The following is a 15,556-nucleotide window of genomic DNA, read 5'->3' as shown; positions in this document are numbered from 1 at the left end:
GGACACACCGCCGTGCTCACCCCGGCCGGCCAGGGCGAACCTGCTGGGTCTTCCGCGACGTCACCTCGAGCAGCTCCGACACGCTGGACGTCGACCGGCCCCGCAGCCGCACCGTCCCGGTCTTCTCGTCCACCACCTCGACGGTCTCGCGCAGCATCTTCGCTGTCCCCTCGTACTCCGGCGACGCGGACGCGAGCTGCACCGCCCGCCCGAACTTGGCCGTGGCCCGTTCGACGTCACCGGCTTTCTGCGCCTCGTTGCCCTCCCGGATCGCCTCGGCCAGCTCGGACGCGTTCGTGTAGGCCGCGACCCGCCCGTTGATCGTCGTCGTCGACGACAGGTCGTTCGTCCACACCGCGCGCACCAGGCTCTGCCCGAGGACGTCGGTCCCGTGCACCACGCTGAGCCGCGCCGCGAGCACCTCTTCGCCGAGCCCGCCCGGCTCCAGGTCGATCCGGATGTGGTAGTCCCGGCTCTCCGCGCCCCACGACCCGGTCGGGTACTCCCCGACCCGCTTCCCGGTGTCGGTCCGCCGCCCGGTGAGATCGACGATCTCCGGGAACACCTGTTTGAGGAACCGCACCGTCGCCCCGGCGGGCGTCCACAGCCGCAGGACGACGTCGGCCATGGTCTTGCCCATCGCGGCCTGGGTCATCGCGAGGAAGTCCGCGGTCAGCGCGGCCGGGTCGACGATCCCGGACGCGGTGCCGAGCAGCCGCTCGGACACCTTGATCAGGTCTCGCGCCACCCACCCCTCGCCGATGCCGCGGCTGTCGCAGACGAACCGGCCCTCGCACCGCGCCAGCGTGGCCTCGAACGTCCGCTCGTCTTCGCCGTTCGCGCCGTCGGTGAGCAGGATCGCGTGGTTCAGGGCCGCGCCCTGCTCGGTGAACATCCGGGCCGCCAGCGAGAGCCAGGCGCCGATCGCGGTGCCGCCCCTGGTCTGCAGGCCGGACACCGCGTCGCGGGCCGCGGAGCGGTGGGCCCGGGTCGACGTCGCCAGGTACTTCCCGCCCGGGTAGACCGGCCAGGCCGTGGTGTCACCGGCGACGATCCCGAACGAGACCCCGTCCGGCAGCGCGTCGATCGCCGCCGCCGCGGCCTGCTTCGCGGCCCGCAGCTTGCGTCCGCTCATCGACGCGGACACGTCGATCAGGATCATCTCGGCCACCGAACCGGGCCGCCGCGGCTGCGCGGCGCTCGGGGCACCGGATCCGGTCACCGACACGATGGCGTCGACCGTCCGGCCTCCGGCCGGGAGGAACTCGTTCTGGTGGGTCTCGACGCTGATCTGCGAGGGACTGGTCATGGTGCGGTCTCTCCTCCCGGTTGACGGACTGCGAGAACGGCGACCGCCACGTTGTCGGCCCCGCCGCCGTCCAAGGCCTGCTGGACGAGTGACAGCGCGGCGACCGCGGGCGGCAGCGCGGCGACCGGGGCGAGGTCGGCGGGGCCGGCGAGGTAGCGCCAGAAGCCGTCGGAGCAGAGCACGATGCTGCCGGGCCCGTCCGGTTGCTCGGTGACGACGTGGAGATCGTCGTCCGGTGCGTCGGCGCCGACCCAGTGCGTGAGCGCTCCGCCGTCGTCGGCCGGCAGGGCGTCGTCGATCGTGAGGCAGCGCGGATCGCCGTCGACCGGCACCCAGTACGCGCGGCTGTCGCCGAGCCAGCCGACCGCGATCGCGTCCGCGGTGACGAGCGCCGTGACGTAGGTGCAGCTCGGGATGCCGGACGGCGACGGATCGGCCGCGGACGGGTGGGTCAGCGCGTCGACGGCGGTGAACGCGCGGGCGAACCCGGCGCGCAGGGCGCCGTCGGCGGGCATGCCACCGGTGACCGCGCGGAGGGAGGCCGGGAGCCCGGCCTCGACGGCGGCCATCGCGGCGACGTCGGCGCGCGGGGACGTCGAGACGCCGTCGCAGACGATCGCCACGGTGCCACCGCCGTCGATGCCGATCGCGATCGCGTCCTCGTTGTGGTGCCGCAGGTGGCCGCGGTCGGTGACCGCGGCCACCCCGTCCAGCCGTAACTCGGCCCGGTCGAGGCCGGCTCCCTGCCTCCGGCCGCACTCCTCGCAGAAGCCGCGGTCGTCCCCGAGGGCCGCACCGCAGTGCCCGCACTCCCCGCTCACCGACGCCGAGGTGGTCCACACGTGCGACCCGCTCTCCTCGGGAGCGGCCAGGTGGGCTCCGCAGGCTTCGCAGTAGACGTCGGAGTCGGCGGCCTCGTGGGTGCATTCGGCACAGGAGCGGGTCATCGTCACACCAGCGTCCTCGGACGCACGGCGTTCGCCCGATCCACCAGCGCGATCCGCTCGTCCAGGGTCGGCGCGGTCTTGGCCAGCGCCCGGTACACCTTCTCCATCCCGAGCCGCAGGCCCCGCTCGGTCAGCGGATGCTCCAGCACCGTGCCCGGACCGCCGCCCCCGCCGCGCACCCACTCCAGCGCGGCGCCCAGCACCTGCGCCGACAGGTGCCCCCGCGCCTCGGCGTCGATCGTCAACGCGGTGACGCGCGCCGAGAGGTCGGTGAACACGGCCGCCGACGGAGGACCGGCCAGCCGCGCCCGCACCGCCGCGACCTGTGCCGACGTGTGCTGCACGTTCGAGGAGGGCACCGAGGAGAGCACCTCGATCGCGTCGCCGTGCTGCCCGCGCCCGAGCAGGATCCGGGCCAGCCCGAACGCCGCGCTCACGAACGCGTGGTCGCAGCTCCAGACCCGCCGGTACCGGGGATAGGCCAGGGCCGGCTCACCCGCCCACTCCTCCGCCACCGCCAGCGCCAGCTGCGGCGCGAGCTCGCCCGGCAGCGCCTCGAACACCGCGTCGAACGAGGCCATCGCCGCCCGCGGCTGACCGTCGATCAGCGCGGCCAGCCCCCGGTACCAGTCGAGCCGCCAGTCCAGCGGCACCGAGTCCGCCAGCCCGGCCAGCACCGTGCGCCCGGCCGCCGTGCCGCCCTCGAGCAGGTGCGCCCGGGCCAGCGCGATCGGCACCTCGACGCTCCCGGCCGGCGCTCCCCCGGCCGCCTTCGCGAGGTCGTCCGCCCCCAGGTCACGCGTCGCGAGCAGGAACGACGCGCCCGGGTCGGTCGGGTCGACCTGCGGCGCCGGCAGCGCCGCCGCGATCGCCGCGCCGTCGAACGCGCCCTGCGCGGTCGTGGTGACGAACGCGGACCCCTCTCCGCTGAACCGGACCGACGCCGCCGGCCGGAGCTTCCCGTCGGCCGACGACAGCACCTGCCGCAGCACGCCGACCAGCTGTTCGGACATGTCGGCCGCCGACTCGAACCGCCGGTCCGGGTTCGCGTCGGTCGCACGCAGCAGCAGCCGGTGGTACGGCTCGTTCCCGGCCAGCACCGGATGCTCGGCCGCGGGCGGCAACCGGTCTGCGTACGTCGTCGTGAACCCGGTGAACTCGAGGCTCAGCACGGCCATCGTCCGGGCCACCGTGTACAGGTCGGACGTCACCGACGGCGCCGCGTCCGGGCCCGCCACCTCGGGCGCGTGGTAGCCCTTCGTGCCCCAGACCACGCTGGCGGTGTCGTCGATCCGGCGCACCGCGCCCAGGTCCACGAGCTTCAGCCGGTCGTCGGTGTGGATCGCGTTGTCCGGCTTGAAGTCGCAGTACAGCAGCCCGCGGTCGTGCAGGTACCCGAACGCGGGCAGGATCTCGAGCCCGTACGCGAGCACCTGCGGCAGCGGCAGCGGCCGCGGGACCGCGCCGGGCTCCGGCGGTTCGACCCGCAGGTCACGCAGCGACCGCCCGCCGACGTACTCCATCACGATGTACCCGACGTCGTCGCCGGTCCGCGGGTCGGGGTGCAGGGCGAAGTCGTGGATCTTGACGATCGTCGGATGATCCACGGTCACCAGGAACCGCCGTTCGGACACCGCGGCTTCCATCGCGTCCGGATCACCGGAGTCGATCAGTCCCTTGAGCACGACCCACCGGTCGCTGACGTCGTCGCCCACGTTCTTGTCGCGGGCCAGGTAGATCCAGCCGAGCCCGCCGTAGGCCAGACAACCGAGCACCTCGTAGCGCCCGCTGACCAGCGTTCCGGGCGCCAGCGACGGGCGGAACGAGAACCGCGTCCCGCAGGCGGGGCAGAACCCCTCGGCCCGGCCGGGCTGCCCGTTCCGCGCCCGGCCGACCTCCGCCGCGCACTTCCCGCAGAACCTCCCCTTCTCCGGCACCTGCGGGTCCGCGATCACGGCGCCGGCCGGGTCCGGCAGCGGTACCCGCGGCAGGTCGAGCATCCCGCCGCCGAGGCGTCCGCGCCCGGTCCCCCGGCTCGACCGGCCGGAGCGCCCGGTCTTGCCGGACGGTCCCGTCCCTCCGGTGAACCCGTTGGCGGACGTCGTGGCGCCGGCCGGAGCCGCGCCGCTCACGACCGGGCTCCCGGACGTCCCGGCACCGACCAGCACCGGCTGGACGGCCGTGGCCTTGCGTCCGCACTCGTCGCAGTAACCGTCAGGGTCGTAGCGGCCGGTGCAGCCGGCCCTGGTGCAGGAGCCACTCATTCCGTACCGCCTCCGGGGCTCGTCAGCAGGGACCGTTGGTAGGCCACGACCGCGCGGGTCGCGGCCGGGAGGTCGCAGGGCGCGGACCAGAGCAGGGCTCTGGCGGTGTCGTACGCGGAGAGCACATCCTCGCGCTCGCCGACGCCGGAACGGACCGCTTTCATCAGGTAGGCCTCGAGCCGTCCGCGGAGTTCGTCGCGGCGCTCGTACAGACCGTCGGCGAACGCACGGCGGTCGACGGCGGCCGTGTGGGCGGCGGTGACCGCCTGTTCGAGGGCGGGGAGGGCCTGGTCGAGCGCGGCGCCGTCGAGCCGGTCGAGGGCCGCCAGCCGGTGGCGGAGCGCGCCGATCCGCGGGGTGTCGGCCGGAAGACGCGGGTCGCGGATCGTCGCCGTGGCCCGCGCGTTCGCGTCGCCCACCGCCGCTTCGGCCTCGGCCAGCCGCTCCAGCGCCTGGCCCAGCGCGGCCACCCGTGCCGGATACCCGGCCCGCAGCACCGCGAGCCGCTGCCGCCGGTCGGCTTCCGCCTCGGCCGCGGCGATCACCGCGACCGCGCCTGGAGCCCCCGGGTCCGTTCCGATCGGATCGGTGGCGGCACGGGCCCGCAGCGCCCGGAGCGCGGCGCCGGCCGGGTGCTCCGGGTCGTCCAGACGCGCTTCGAGGTCGGTGAGCGAGGCGACGGCGGAGAGCCGGGTGCCGACCTGAGCCAGTGCGGCGCTGACCTGTCGGCATTCCTCCTCGAGCCACTGGCCGATCCGCGCCACCGGCACCGGGCGGAGCGAGGCCGGAAGCGAGTCGTCGGCGAGGGGCGCCCCGAGCAGCGCGGAGATCTCGCCGAGCTGCGCCCGGCCCGGCCGGGAATCCGGCGGCCCGGCCGCGTCGAGCGCGCCGCCGAACGCACGGAAGACGCCCCAGAGCGTGTCGATCCGCGGCCGCAGCCGCTCCCACAGCGCCAGCGTCGCTCCCTCGAGCGAGGCCGTGCGCAGGAACGCGAGGCCGCTGTCGGAGGTGTCCATCGCGAACAACGCGTCCGCGACGCGGTGACGCTCCCCGGCCAGTTCGGTCAGCCGCCGGGTGATCACCACCCGGTTCGCAGTGGCCGGCACGGTCAGTCCCGGTAGACGGCGACGGGAGTCGGGGCCGGGCCGAGCGCGCCGAGCCAGCGCTGGTAGCTGCGCCCCAGCGCGCCGCTCGATCGGTACCGTTCGAGGACGCCGTTGACGAACCGGACCAGGTCGACGTTCTTCGTCGGAATGCCGACGCCGGAGGGTTCGCTGCTCATCGGGGGGCCGACGATCTCGGTGCCCGGGTCCTGGGCGGCGACGCCGAGCAGGATCGTGTCGTTGGTGGAGACCGCGTCGACCTGGCCCTGCTGGAGCAGAACGAGGCAGTCGAGCGTGATGTCGGTGGACACCGGGACGACGCCCGCGATCGCGGCGACCTTGGCGATGCTGGTGCTGCCCTTGGTCGCGCAGACCTTGCCGTGGCGGGCCGCGATGTCCTCGATGCTGGTGATGCCGGAGCCCTTGTTGACGAGGATCTTCTGGCGGGCGCGCAGGTATTCGGTGGAGAAGTTGACCTGTTCCCAGCGGGTGCAGTTCATCGTGATGGTGCGGATGACCATGTCGACCTCGCCCTTGACGAGCACCGGGATACGGTCGGCGGTGGTGATGTGCCGGTACTGGACGTGGTCCGGGTCGCCGAAGAGCGCGCGGGAGATCTCCCGGGCCAGGTCGATCTCGAATCCGGCCAGGTCGCCGGTCGTGGGGTCGCGGTAGCTGAGCAGGTAGGCGTTCTGGTCGATGCCGACGATCAGCCGGCCGCGCTGCACGATCCTGGCCATCGTGGAGCCGGCGGGCATCCGGCGGGGCGCGGGCAGCGTCGCGGGCGGCCGGTAGCTGGCCACCGGGTTGCAGGCCGGCTGCGGAGACGGCGACGGGACGGCCGCCGGGTCGACGACGTTCAACGGCTTCGGCACGACGGCGGCGGGGTGGTCGTCGGACGTGCCGGTCGGCGTGGCGCTGCACGCGGCGAGCACCGCGAGCCCGGCGAAGGCGGCCACGGCCCGCCGGACGATCGCCCGCGGAGCCGAGCCGTGCGCCGGGGCCGGAACGGAAGGCTTCATCGGTACTCCCCGATGCGCTTGCGGGTGCCGAGGACGGTGGTGGCGACGATGATCAGGCCGAGGAGGACGATCGCGGCGCGGGCGGAGGCGAGCTGTCCGGCGGCGTCGTCGGCACGGGAGTCGAACCGGCGGCCGGTGGTGTCGACGTAGTCGGCGAGCGTCCGGTCGAGCTTCTCGAAGCGGCCGGCCGGGCCGTCGGCCGCCGACCCGGTCGCCAGCGCGACCGCTTCGGCGTAGCTGCCCCGGTCGTCGAGATCGCGGACCTTCTTGTGTTGGGCCAGCCAGTCCCGCGTCAGCGCGGCCATCCCCTCGATCCGGGCCCGGTCGGCGCCGTCCCCGGCCCGGTCGGCGGCGTCGGCGAAGAGGCCGTGCCGTCCGTCCGGCCCGACCAGCGCGGTGAGCAGCGACACGTAGTGCCGCTCGTCGGCCGCGCCGTCACCGCGCGCGATGAGCGTCAGCGACTCGTCCGCACGGGCTTGGAGCACGAGCACCCGCGCCTCGGCGAGGCGGATGAACTGCTCCGACCCGCGCTCCCGGCCGAGGTCGAGCCCGCCGACGGCGGATCCGATCGCGACCGTGGTCCAGACGAGGCCGACGACGGTTGCCAGCGACGCGAGGGCGAGGCCGGGGTTGACGACGCGGTTCGTCCGCCGCATCAGGAAGACCTGGCCGTACAGCAGGCCGAAGAGCAGCAGCAGGGCGAGGATCGGAACCAGCACCGGGAAGTCCGCGCCGGTCTTCTGGGACGTGGCGAGCCGGTCGGTCTCCAGCGTGAACAGGTCCTGCGCGGCGGGCAGCAGCGTGCCGCGCATCAGTACGGATGCCTCGCGCAGGTAGGCCGCGCCGAGCGGAAGCTGCTGGCGGTCGTAGGCGCGGGCGGTCTCGACGAGTCCGGTGTAGACCGGCAGGCCCACCGCGAGCGAGCGGAGGCGCTGCTCGCTTCGGCTGTCCGGATCGCTCGCGCTGTTGGTGGCCCGCAGCGCCCGAGCGATCGCCGAACCGGCCCGGGCGATGTCGTCCTGGTACCGGGTGCGCAGCGCCGGCGTGCCGGCGCCGTTGGAGAGGAACGCGGACGCCGCCGAGGCGTCGGCGTCCGACAGCGAGCGGTAGATGTCCAGCGCGTCGACGCTGAGCGGGCCGCTGACCGTGCGGATGTCCTCGACCTGGCCGGCGCGGTCGCGGGTGGCGAAGAGGCTGACCGCGGCCCAGAGAAGTCCGAGCACGACCAGGACGACGGTGAGGATCAATAGGAGACCGGGCGTGGTTCTGGCCCGGCGGACCGCGGGTGAGGCGGTCACTCGAGTAGGCATCTGCACGACCACGGTCCGCCCCCGATCACGACCCGAGCAGCGACTACGTTTCAGGCTAGGGCCGCCGCGCAAGTTGCGTTGCGAAATATGCGGCGCGAGGACATCCGGCTGTTGCCGGCCGAGATCCCGGGCCCGACCGGCGGGCGGCTCGGACCGGGCGGCCTCCGCCGGTCGGTGGATGAGGTCTCTCGCGGAAGCGGCCGGCAGGCAGGCAGGCAACGGTCCCCACCTCACGTCGAAGATCAAAGCCCTCGGCCCGCATCGGCGCCCGAGCCTCGGGCGTCACTGGTCGAGGTGCTGCCTCCGAGACTTCCACGCTCGACGAACCTGAGGCGGTCATTCGCGGTCGCCGCGGCCCTGGTCGTCGTTCTCGGGTTTCTCGGGGGCGGAGGCCTCAGCGAATTTCCGGACGCGTCAGCGGAGCCTGATTCGGGCGATTCCGCACCCTCCCGTCCTCCGGCCGACCGAGCGAGTCGGTCGAAGGTTCGACAGGTCCTCCGCAACGGCCATGACGACGCGGCCGGGTCCGATGTCTTTCTGCGTGAGGTAGGTGGGGCCACGCGCTCCTCGGGGTGAAGCCGCTGCACGCGGCCGGGCACGGTCCGAACCCGACAGCCAACCTCGGAGGCGCACGAGAAGGACACTCTTGCTCGCCGCCGTTGTCGCAGTGCTCGTCGGGGTGTGCGTCGTGGTGCACATCGCCATCCGCGGAACGCGGCCCGAGGACCGCTCGGACATCCTTCGCGCGACCGCCGATCTCGTTCGGGCCTTCACGTGGCCCTGGTTCCCGCCGCCTCCGGTGCTAGCGGAGGGTGAGGCGTACCGGGCCCGCGGTGGGGTCGGCGTCGGCGAGCACCGAGTACGGGACCCGGAAGACCCGGCCGGGGGCGGCGGGCCAGGGTGGGCGGGCCGTGCCGAGGGGGCGGCCGTTCTGGGTCGCCGTCACCGCCGGGAACGTACGGAAGACGTCGCACCGGAGCAGGAGGTGCCCCCGGGCCGGCGGCGGACCGCCGGGCTCGAAGAGCTGGGGGGCGACCCAGCGCAGGGGGGCGTCCACGGCGAGCTCGAGCCCGTGGGCCGGCGGGCCGCCCCGGCTCAGGTGCTCCGAGACGGCCCGGGCCACGTGCCGGCCGTCCAGCGCGGCGACGTCCGCGGTGTCGACCGGGTGGAGCAGGTTGCCGGCCGCGAAGACACCCGGGACGCTGGTCCGCAGAGCGGTGTCCACGCGCGGGCCGCGGGTCCCGCGATCCATCTCCAGGCCACCGGTGCGGGCCAGTTCGTGGTCCGGGATCCAGTCCCCGGTCGTGATCACGGTGTCGCAGGGCACCCGGCGCCGCTCGCCGGTGTCCAGGTCCTCGACGTCCACCGACGTCACGCGGCGCTTCCCGTGGATCGCCACCACCCGCGAACGGGGGCGCACCGGCACCCCGAGAACCGCTGTCCCGAACGCCCGGAACGCCGCGTAGGACTCGGACTTCTCGTACTCGGTGGTCATCAGCACCGTGCGGCACCCGGCTCGGCGCAGCGTCAGCACCGCCGACCAGCTGACCGGCTCCGCACCGAGGACGACGGCCCGGGCGCCGACCTCCCGGTGGTGCAGGTGCACCAGGTTCTGCAGCTGCCCGGTCGGGTAGACGCCGTCCGGCCGGTCGCCGGGGATGAGCCGCGCCGGGCGCGGTCGTTCGCGGGCTCCGGTCGCGAGCACGATCGCGTCGGCGGTGATCACCCGGCGCCCGCGCGGCGAGGTGACCTCCAGCGCACGGCCCGCGGTCCAGCCGGTGACCATCGCCTCGGTCTCGAGCGTGGCGCCGGCGTCGCGGGCCCGCTCGGTCAGCCTCCGTGCGTACGCCGGGCCGGAGAGGAACCGGTGCAGGTCGCGCATCCCGTATCCGGGATGGTCGCTGTGCCGCGGGATCCCGCCGGTCTCGGCCTCGCGCTCCAGCACGAGCACCTCGGCGCTCGGTGCGAGCGCCGCCGCCGCGGTCAGGCCGGCCGGTCCGCCGCCGACGATCACGACCCGCGCGCTCACCGGGACGCTCCCCGGGCGACCAGTTCCGCCACCTGCGCCCCGCAGTAGAAGCCCTGGCAGCGGCCGTTCATCACCCGCGTCCGCCGCCGCAGCCCATCGAGATCCACCGGCGGGATCACCGACGCGAACGCGTCCCGGATCTCTCCCCGGGTGACCCGCTCGCAGAAACAGACGATCCGCCCGTACTCCGGGTCCGCGGCGATCGCGGCGCCGTCCTGGTACGGACGCACCCCGGCCTCGCCCAGGTTCGGCATCCGCGGCGGCGACGGCAGATCCTCCCGGGGCGGCAAGCCCAGCAACGACGACAGGTGCTCCGCGATCGCCATCCCGGCGGTCAGCCCGGTCGACCGGATCCCGCCGACCAGCACGTACCGCTGCCCCTCGTCCACGTCGATCAGGTAGTCGCCGCGGTCGATCGCCGCCCGCAGGCCCGCGTAGGCCGCGGTCACCTCCTCGTCGAGGAGGCGCGGCATCAGACCCGCACCCTTCTCCCGCAAGAACTCGAAACCGGCTTCGGACGTCCCGGTGGCGGTCCGGTCGTGCAGGTCCTCCGCCGTCGGGCCGAGCATCACGTTGCCGTAGATCGTCGGCGACACCAGCACCCCCTTGCCCACCTTCGACGGCACCGGCAGCACGATCACCGGCACCAGCGGCCGGGCCAGCTTGTCGAACACCAGCAGCTCGCCCCGCCGGGGCGTCACCGTGAACCGGTCGTGGCCGAACCACCCGTCGAGCACGTCCGCGCCCAGCCCGGCCGCGTTGACCACCCAGCGCGCCGACACGTCCCCCGACGTCGTCGCGAGGACCGTCGACGACGTTCCCACGCGGACCCCCGTCACCCGGCGGTCCCGGAGCAGCGTCACGCCCCGGTTCACCGCGTCGGTGGCCAGCGCCAGGTTCGTCGTCCAGGTGCAGATGATCGATTCGTCCGGCACGGTGAGGCCGCCGAGCGCGCCCGGCCCGAGGTCGGGCACCTGCCGGTAGACCTCGTCCGCCGACACGATCCGGCAGTGGGTGTAACCGTTGCTCTCCGCTTTAGCCTTCAACGACGGCAATGACTCGTGCTGCTCCGTCGTCCAGGCGACGAGCAGCGCACCGGTTCGCTCGATCGGGATACCGGTCTCGGCCGCGTACGCGCCCAGCAGCGCATATCCGCGCGCGACCAGCCTCGACTCCAGCGTGCCCGGGGACGCGTCGAAGCCGGTGTGCAGGATCGCGGTGTTCGCCTTGCTCGTGCCGTCGCCGACGTCCGCCCGCGCTTCGAGCAGCACGACCGAGCGGGACGTCCCGCCGAGCGCGCGGGCGACGGCGGCACCGACGATGCCGCCGCCGATCACGGCGATGTCGTACGTGGTCACGCGCGGGTCCGCTCCGCCAGCGAGAACGCGGCGGCGTCCCGCCACTGCGCGAGGTGCGATGCCGCGCGGTCGGGCGTCCACCGGGGTTCGACGGTGGCCGAGGGCCGCCACCCACCGACGACGTCGGCCACGACGGCGCCGGGATCGAGCGCGAGCCGCGCGCAGGCGGCCGCTCCCAGTGGCGTGGCGTGCGGCGAGGGGTACACGTCGACCGGGAGCTGGGCCAGGTCGGCCTGGGCCTGCACCAGGACCTGCGACCGGGTCAGTCCGCCGTCGACCCGCAGCCGGGTCAGCGGGGCACCGAGGTCGGCGGCGACGAGCTCGGTCAGCGCCGCGACCTGCGCGGCGACCCCTTCGAGCACCGCGCGGACGAGGTGACCGCGGCCGGTCGAGAGACGCAGGCCGGTGAACGTGGCGGTCGCGCCCGCGTCCCACCAGGGCGCGGCCAGCCCGGCCAGCGCGGGCACGCACAGGACCCCGTCGGAGTCGGGGGCCGACACGGAGTCCAGCTGGTCGGCCCCGCCGATCAGCCCCAACTCCACCAGCCAGCGGATCGCCGACGCGGCCGTGTACACCTGCCCGTCCGTGCAGTACGACGTCTCACCCCGCAACGACCACGCCACCGAGGTGGCCAGCCCGGCCCGCGACCGGGTCGCCACCCCGCCCAGTTGAGCGAGCAGGAACGCCCCGGTGCCGTACGTGCACTTCGCCGACCCGGTTTCCAGGCACGACTCCGCCAGCAGCGCGGCCTGCTGATCGACGATCAGGCCGGTCACCGGCACCTCGCCGCCGAACGCGGTCGTCGTGCCGACGATCTCGTCCGACGCGACCAGCGCGGGCAGCTCCTCGCCGCCGAGCCCGAACACGTCCAGCAGTTCGTCGCTCCAGGTGACCGCGTCCACGTCGAGCAGCAGCGACCGCGAAGCGGTCGACGTGTCGGTGACGAACGCGCCGCACAGGCGGTGCACCAGCCAGGTGTCGGTCGTGGTGACGACGCCGGCCCGGGTCAGCGAGTCGCGGATCCAGCGCATCTTGGGCGCCGAGAAGTACGGGTCGAGCACGAGGCCGGTGCGGTCGGCGACCGCGGCGGCATGAGCGGCACGGGCAGCACACACGTTCTCGGCCCGCCGGTCCTGCCAGACGATCGCCGTCGTCAGGGGCTCGCCGGAGGACCGGTCCCAGGCCAGGACCGTCTCCCCCTGGTTCGCCAGCGCGACGGCGCTCAGCGGCACCCCGGCCGAGGCGACCGCACGCCGCCCGGTGGTCAGCACCGAGTCGAGCAGGGCCTGCGGGTCCTGCTCGACTCCCCCGCCGTCGAGATACCGCGGGTGGAGCGGCTCCTCGGCGATCGCCAGGACCCGCCCGGCCTCGTCGACGACGAGCGCCTTCGTGCCGGACGTCCCCTGGTCGAGGGCGAGGATGCTCACGCGTTCGCTTTCCGGTCGAGTTCCGCGACCACCGGCCAGATCACGGCCTGCCACCTGCCATGGCGACTCCTTTTGTATAGACCACGTGGTGCGGACCGGAAGGTATCGTCACTCCCGGTTAGGCTGTCAACCGTGGCGTCGAGAAAACTCCCGTCCGCGGCCGCGCCCCGGTACATCGCGATCGCCGGTGAACTGCGCGACCGCATCACGACCGAGAAGCTCGCGCCGCACACGCTGATCCCGTCCGAGCGCGAGCTCAGCGACCAGTACGGCGTGAGCCGGATGACCGCACGGCACGCGCTCTCACTGCTCGAGAACGAGTACGTCTACCGGCGGCCGCCGCGGGGCACGTTCGTCGCCGAGCCGCGCGTCCAGTTCCACATCGGCAGTTTCTCCGACGAGATCACCCGGGTCGGGCGCCGGCCGGCGGCGCAGGTGGTCTGGGCCGAGGAGCGCGAGCCGAGCCCGTCCGCGCGGGAAGCGCTCGACCTCGCGCCGGGCGCGACCGTGCACGCGCTGCACCGGCTGCGGTTCGCCGACGACGAGCCGATCGCGCTGGAGACGACCTACTTCCCGAGCGAGCTGACGCCGGGGCTGCTGCAGCAGCCGCTGACCGGGTCGCTGTGGGAGGTGCTGCGCAGGCAGTACGCGATCGTGCCCACGGACGCCAGGGCGACGATCCAGTCGATCGTCATCGACGACGCGTCGTGCGCGCGGCTCGAGGTGAGAGGGGCGTCACCCGGCATCCTGATCACGCGCTGGACCCACGACGAGCCGGGCCGGTGCATCGAGTTCGCCCGCGACGTCTACCGCGCCGACCGGGCCTCGTTCGAGGTCGAGGCCCGGATCCCGGTGCCGCTCGACGAGTAGCCACGGTCCGGGGCTCCCGCCCGCGGTGGCCCCAGCGGGAGGCCGGGGGCCGGGCCGGGCCGACTTCCTCCTCGTCCGTCACGGTGGTTGACACGAATCCGTGAGATGGGGGTGGCCGGTCGCCGGTAGCGTCGCTCCACATGACGTTCCCTCACGACCCGCAGCAGCCGTACGGCGAGCCGCAGCTTCCGCCACCGCCCGGGTCCCCGCCCCAATACGGCCAGCCCGGGTACGGACAGCCCGAGTACGGGCAGCCCCAATACGGCCAGCCCGGATACGGCGACCCGGGATACGGACAGCCCGCCTACGGGCAACCAGGATCGGGCGGGCCGGTCTACGGGCAGCCCGGATACGCGGATCCGGGGTCCGGTGGGCCGTACGGACAGCCGGTGTACGGGGACCCGGCCTCCGGGCAGCCCGCCTACGGGCAACCGGCGTACGGGCAGCCGGCGCCGGGCGTGGGGCAGCCGTACGGGGCCGGATTCGGGCAACCGCCCTACGCGACCGTGCCGCCGCCCAAGGGATCGTCGTCCGGCGGCAAGATCGCGCTGGCGATCGTCGGAGGCATCGTCGCGTTATGCCTCACGTTCGGCATCGTCGGCGCGATCCTCATCTCCAAACTCGACTCCAATTCGGGCTCGGGCTCCAGCTCCGGCAACGATTCGCTCATCGCCGGTGGCAACGAGGTCGCCGACTCGAGCAAGATCAACAAGCCGGTGCGCGAAGGCAACGCCGAGTTCACGATCAACTCGGTGAAGTGCAACGTCACCTCGGTCGGCGGCAAGTACACGAAGAAGACGCCGCAGGGCCAGTTCTGCGCGGTCCAGGCCAAGATCCACAACGTCGGCAGCTCGCCGCTCACGATCTCGTCGACGACCAACACCGCGTTCAACGCCAGCGGCCAGGAGTTCCGGGCCGACATCGGCGCCACGATCTCGGCGAACGACGACTCGTCGCGGTTCCTGGAGGAGCTCAACCCGGGCAACACCACGCCGATCACCTGGGTCTTCGATCTGCCCCAGGGTCAGACGATCTCCCGCATCGAACTGCACGAGTCGTACTCCAGCACCGGGGTGGACGTCACGGTCGCCTAGCCAGGAACTCGCGGGCGCCGCGCAGGCGGGTGGTGAGTTTCGCCTGGGTGCTCGTGCCGTCGAGGCGCACGTCCAGGGGAGCGGGCGGGCCCACGTCGGCGCGGCGGGCGGTGCGCAGGTGGCCGGTGTGCAGGCCGTCGCGGCGCCCGATCAGTGTGCCCAGCTCGTGGCGGCTGACCGCGTCGGCGCCGGCCACGTGGTGGACGCCGGCGTGCGACGACCGGCCCAGTTCGAGCAGCGCGGACGCCAGGTCGGTCACGTGGACCGGGCAGCGGACGTCGTCGGTGAACAGGACGCCGCCGGCCGGGTCGGCGGCCAGCCGGTGCAGGAACCGCTCGTGCTGGGACGCGCCGTGGCCGACGATCAGCGACGTCCGGGCGATGACGGCGGACGGAGCCACCGCGGCGATCGCGGTCTCGGCCGCTGCCTTCGCCGCCCCGTACGGGGTGATCGGGTCCGGCATCGCGGTCTCGTCGTACGACGAGGCCGCCCCGGAGAACACCACGTCGCTCGACACGTGCACGAGACGCGCGCCGGCCGCCGCCGCCGCGACCCCCACGTGTGCGCCTCCGTTCGCGGTGGTGGCCCAGTCGGCCTGCCGGTAGGCCGCGTTGACGACCAGGTCCGGGCGCACGGCCCGGGCCAGCGTCAGCACGTCGTCCCGGCGCCGGACGTCGACCCGCTGCTGGGCGACGTCCAGCGGTACCGGGTGGTCGAAGTACGTGGCCACCACCCGGTGCCCGGCCGTCAGCGCCAGCCGCACGAGTTCCCGCCCCAGAAACCCGCTGCCACCCACGACGAGGATCTCCACCCGCCCACGATA

Annotated in this window: 12 protein-coding genes and 1 riboswitch; of the genes, 2 read left to right on the top strand and 10 right to left on the bottom strand. The window is 73.8% G+C overall.

The features are described from left to right. Positions 1-16: 16 nt before the first annotated feature. The 9 genes from ACIBZJ_RS00705 to ACIBZJ_RS00665 all read right to left on the bottom strand — a co-directional run bounded on the left by ACIBZJ_RS00705 (position 17) and on the right by ACIBZJ_RS00665 (position 12,769). On the bottom strand, positions 17-1,309 hold the full coding sequence (locus tag ACIBZJ_RS00705; protein ID WP_395923966.1) for a VWA domain-containing protein: 1,293 nt from the start codon (positions 1,307-1,309) through the stop codon (positions 17-19). Next, positions 1,306-2,256, bottom strand: coding sequence for a protein phosphatase 2C domain-containing protein (locus ACIBZJ_RS00700; RefSeq protein WP_395923964.1), 951 nt, complete (start codon positions 2,254-2,256; stop codon positions 1,306-1,308). The genes ACIBZJ_RS00705 and ACIBZJ_RS00700 overlap by 4 nt, the downstream gene beginning before the upstream one ends. A gap of 2 nt (positions 2,257-2,258) precedes the next feature. After that, positions 2,259-4,520, bottom strand: a complete 2,262-nt coding sequence (locus ACIBZJ_RS00695; RefSeq protein WP_395923962.1) for a tetratricopeptide repeat protein — start codon at positions 4,518-4,520, stop codon at positions 2,259-2,261. Then, positions 4,517-5,626: a hypothetical protein gene (locus ACIBZJ_RS00690; protein WP_395923960.1), complete on the bottom strand. Its 1,110-nt coding sequence runs from the start codon at positions 5,624-5,626 to the stop codon at positions 4,517-4,519. The genes ACIBZJ_RS00695 and ACIBZJ_RS00690 overlap by 4 nt, the downstream gene beginning before the upstream one ends. A 2-nt stretch (positions 5,627-5,628) precedes the next feature. Next, on the bottom strand, positions 5,629-6,645 hold the full coding sequence (locus ACIBZJ_RS00685; RefSeq protein WP_395923958.1) for a transporter substrate-binding domain-containing protein: 1,017 nt from the start codon (positions 6,643-6,645) through the stop codon (positions 5,629-5,631). Beyond that, positions 6,642-7,955 carry a hypothetical protein gene (locus tag ACIBZJ_RS00680; protein ID WP_395923956.1) on the bottom strand — a complete coding sequence of 438 codons (1,314 nt, stop codon included), beginning with the start codon at positions 7,953-7,955 and terminating at the stop codon, positions 6,642-6,644. Before ACIBZJ_RS00680 ends, ACIBZJ_RS00685 begins: the two co-directional genes overlap by 4 nt. Positions 7,956-8,475: 520 nt before the next feature. Next, positions 8,476-8,600: riboswitch (cyclic di-AMP (ydaO/yuaA leader) on the top strand. Positions 8,601-8,757: 157 nt separating this feature from the next. After that, positions 8,758-9,984, bottom strand: coding sequence for an NAD(P)/FAD-dependent oxidoreductase (locus tag ACIBZJ_RS00675; RefSeq protein ID WP_395923954.1), 1,227 nt, complete (start codon positions 9,982-9,984; stop codon positions 8,758-8,760). Next, entirely contained in the window at positions 9,981-11,342 is a 1,362-nt protein-coding gene (locus tag ACIBZJ_RS00670) for an NAD(P)/FAD-dependent oxidoreductase (RefSeq protein WP_395923952.1), read from the bottom strand. Before ACIBZJ_RS00670 ends, ACIBZJ_RS00675 begins: the two co-directional genes overlap by 4 nt. Continuing rightward, positions 11,339-12,769: an FGGY family carbohydrate kinase gene (locus ACIBZJ_RS00665; RefSeq protein WP_395923950.1), complete on the bottom strand. Its 1,431-nt coding sequence runs from the start codon at positions 12,767-12,769 to the stop codon at positions 11,339-11,341. The genes ACIBZJ_RS00670 and ACIBZJ_RS00665 overlap by 4 nt, the downstream gene beginning before the upstream one ends. A gap of 132 nt (positions 12,770-12,901) precedes the next feature. Here ACIBZJ_RS00665 and ACIBZJ_RS00660 point away from each other — a divergent pair, with 132 nt between their 5' ends. Both ACIBZJ_RS00660 and ACIBZJ_RS00655 read left to right on the top strand, forming a co-directional pair. Continuing rightward, positions 12,902-13,639 (top strand): GntR family transcriptional regulator, encoded by a 738-nt coding sequence (locus ACIBZJ_RS00660; protein WP_395923948.1) that lies wholly within the window; start codon positions 12,902-12,904, stop codon positions 13,637-13,639. A gap of 140 nt (positions 13,640-13,779) precedes the next feature. After that, positions 13,780-14,733, top strand: a complete 954-nt coding sequence (locus tag ACIBZJ_RS00655; RefSeq protein WP_395923946.1) for a DUF4352 domain-containing protein — start codon at positions 13,780-13,782, stop codon at positions 14,731-14,733. On the opposite strand, the gene ACIBZJ_RS00650 is transcribed toward ACIBZJ_RS00655, so the two are convergent. Next, positions 14,720-15,544 (bottom strand): SDR family oxidoreductase, encoded by an 825-nt coding sequence (locus ACIBZJ_RS00650; RefSeq protein WP_395923944.1) that lies wholly within the window; start codon positions 15,542-15,544, stop codon positions 14,720-14,722. The genes ACIBZJ_RS00655 and ACIBZJ_RS00650 overlap by 14 nt on opposite strands. Positions 15,545-15,556 lie beyond the last annotated feature (12 nt).

The sequence above is a fragment of the Cryptosporangium sp. NPDC051539 genome (genome assembly GCF_044454545.1).
Taxonomy (GTDB): domain Bacteria; phylum Actinomycetota; class Actinomycetes; order Mycobacteriales; family Cryptosporangiaceae; genus Cryptosporangium.
Note: the sequence above shows the minus strand (reverse complement) of the source record. Positions and strands in the feature narration are given on the sequence as shown.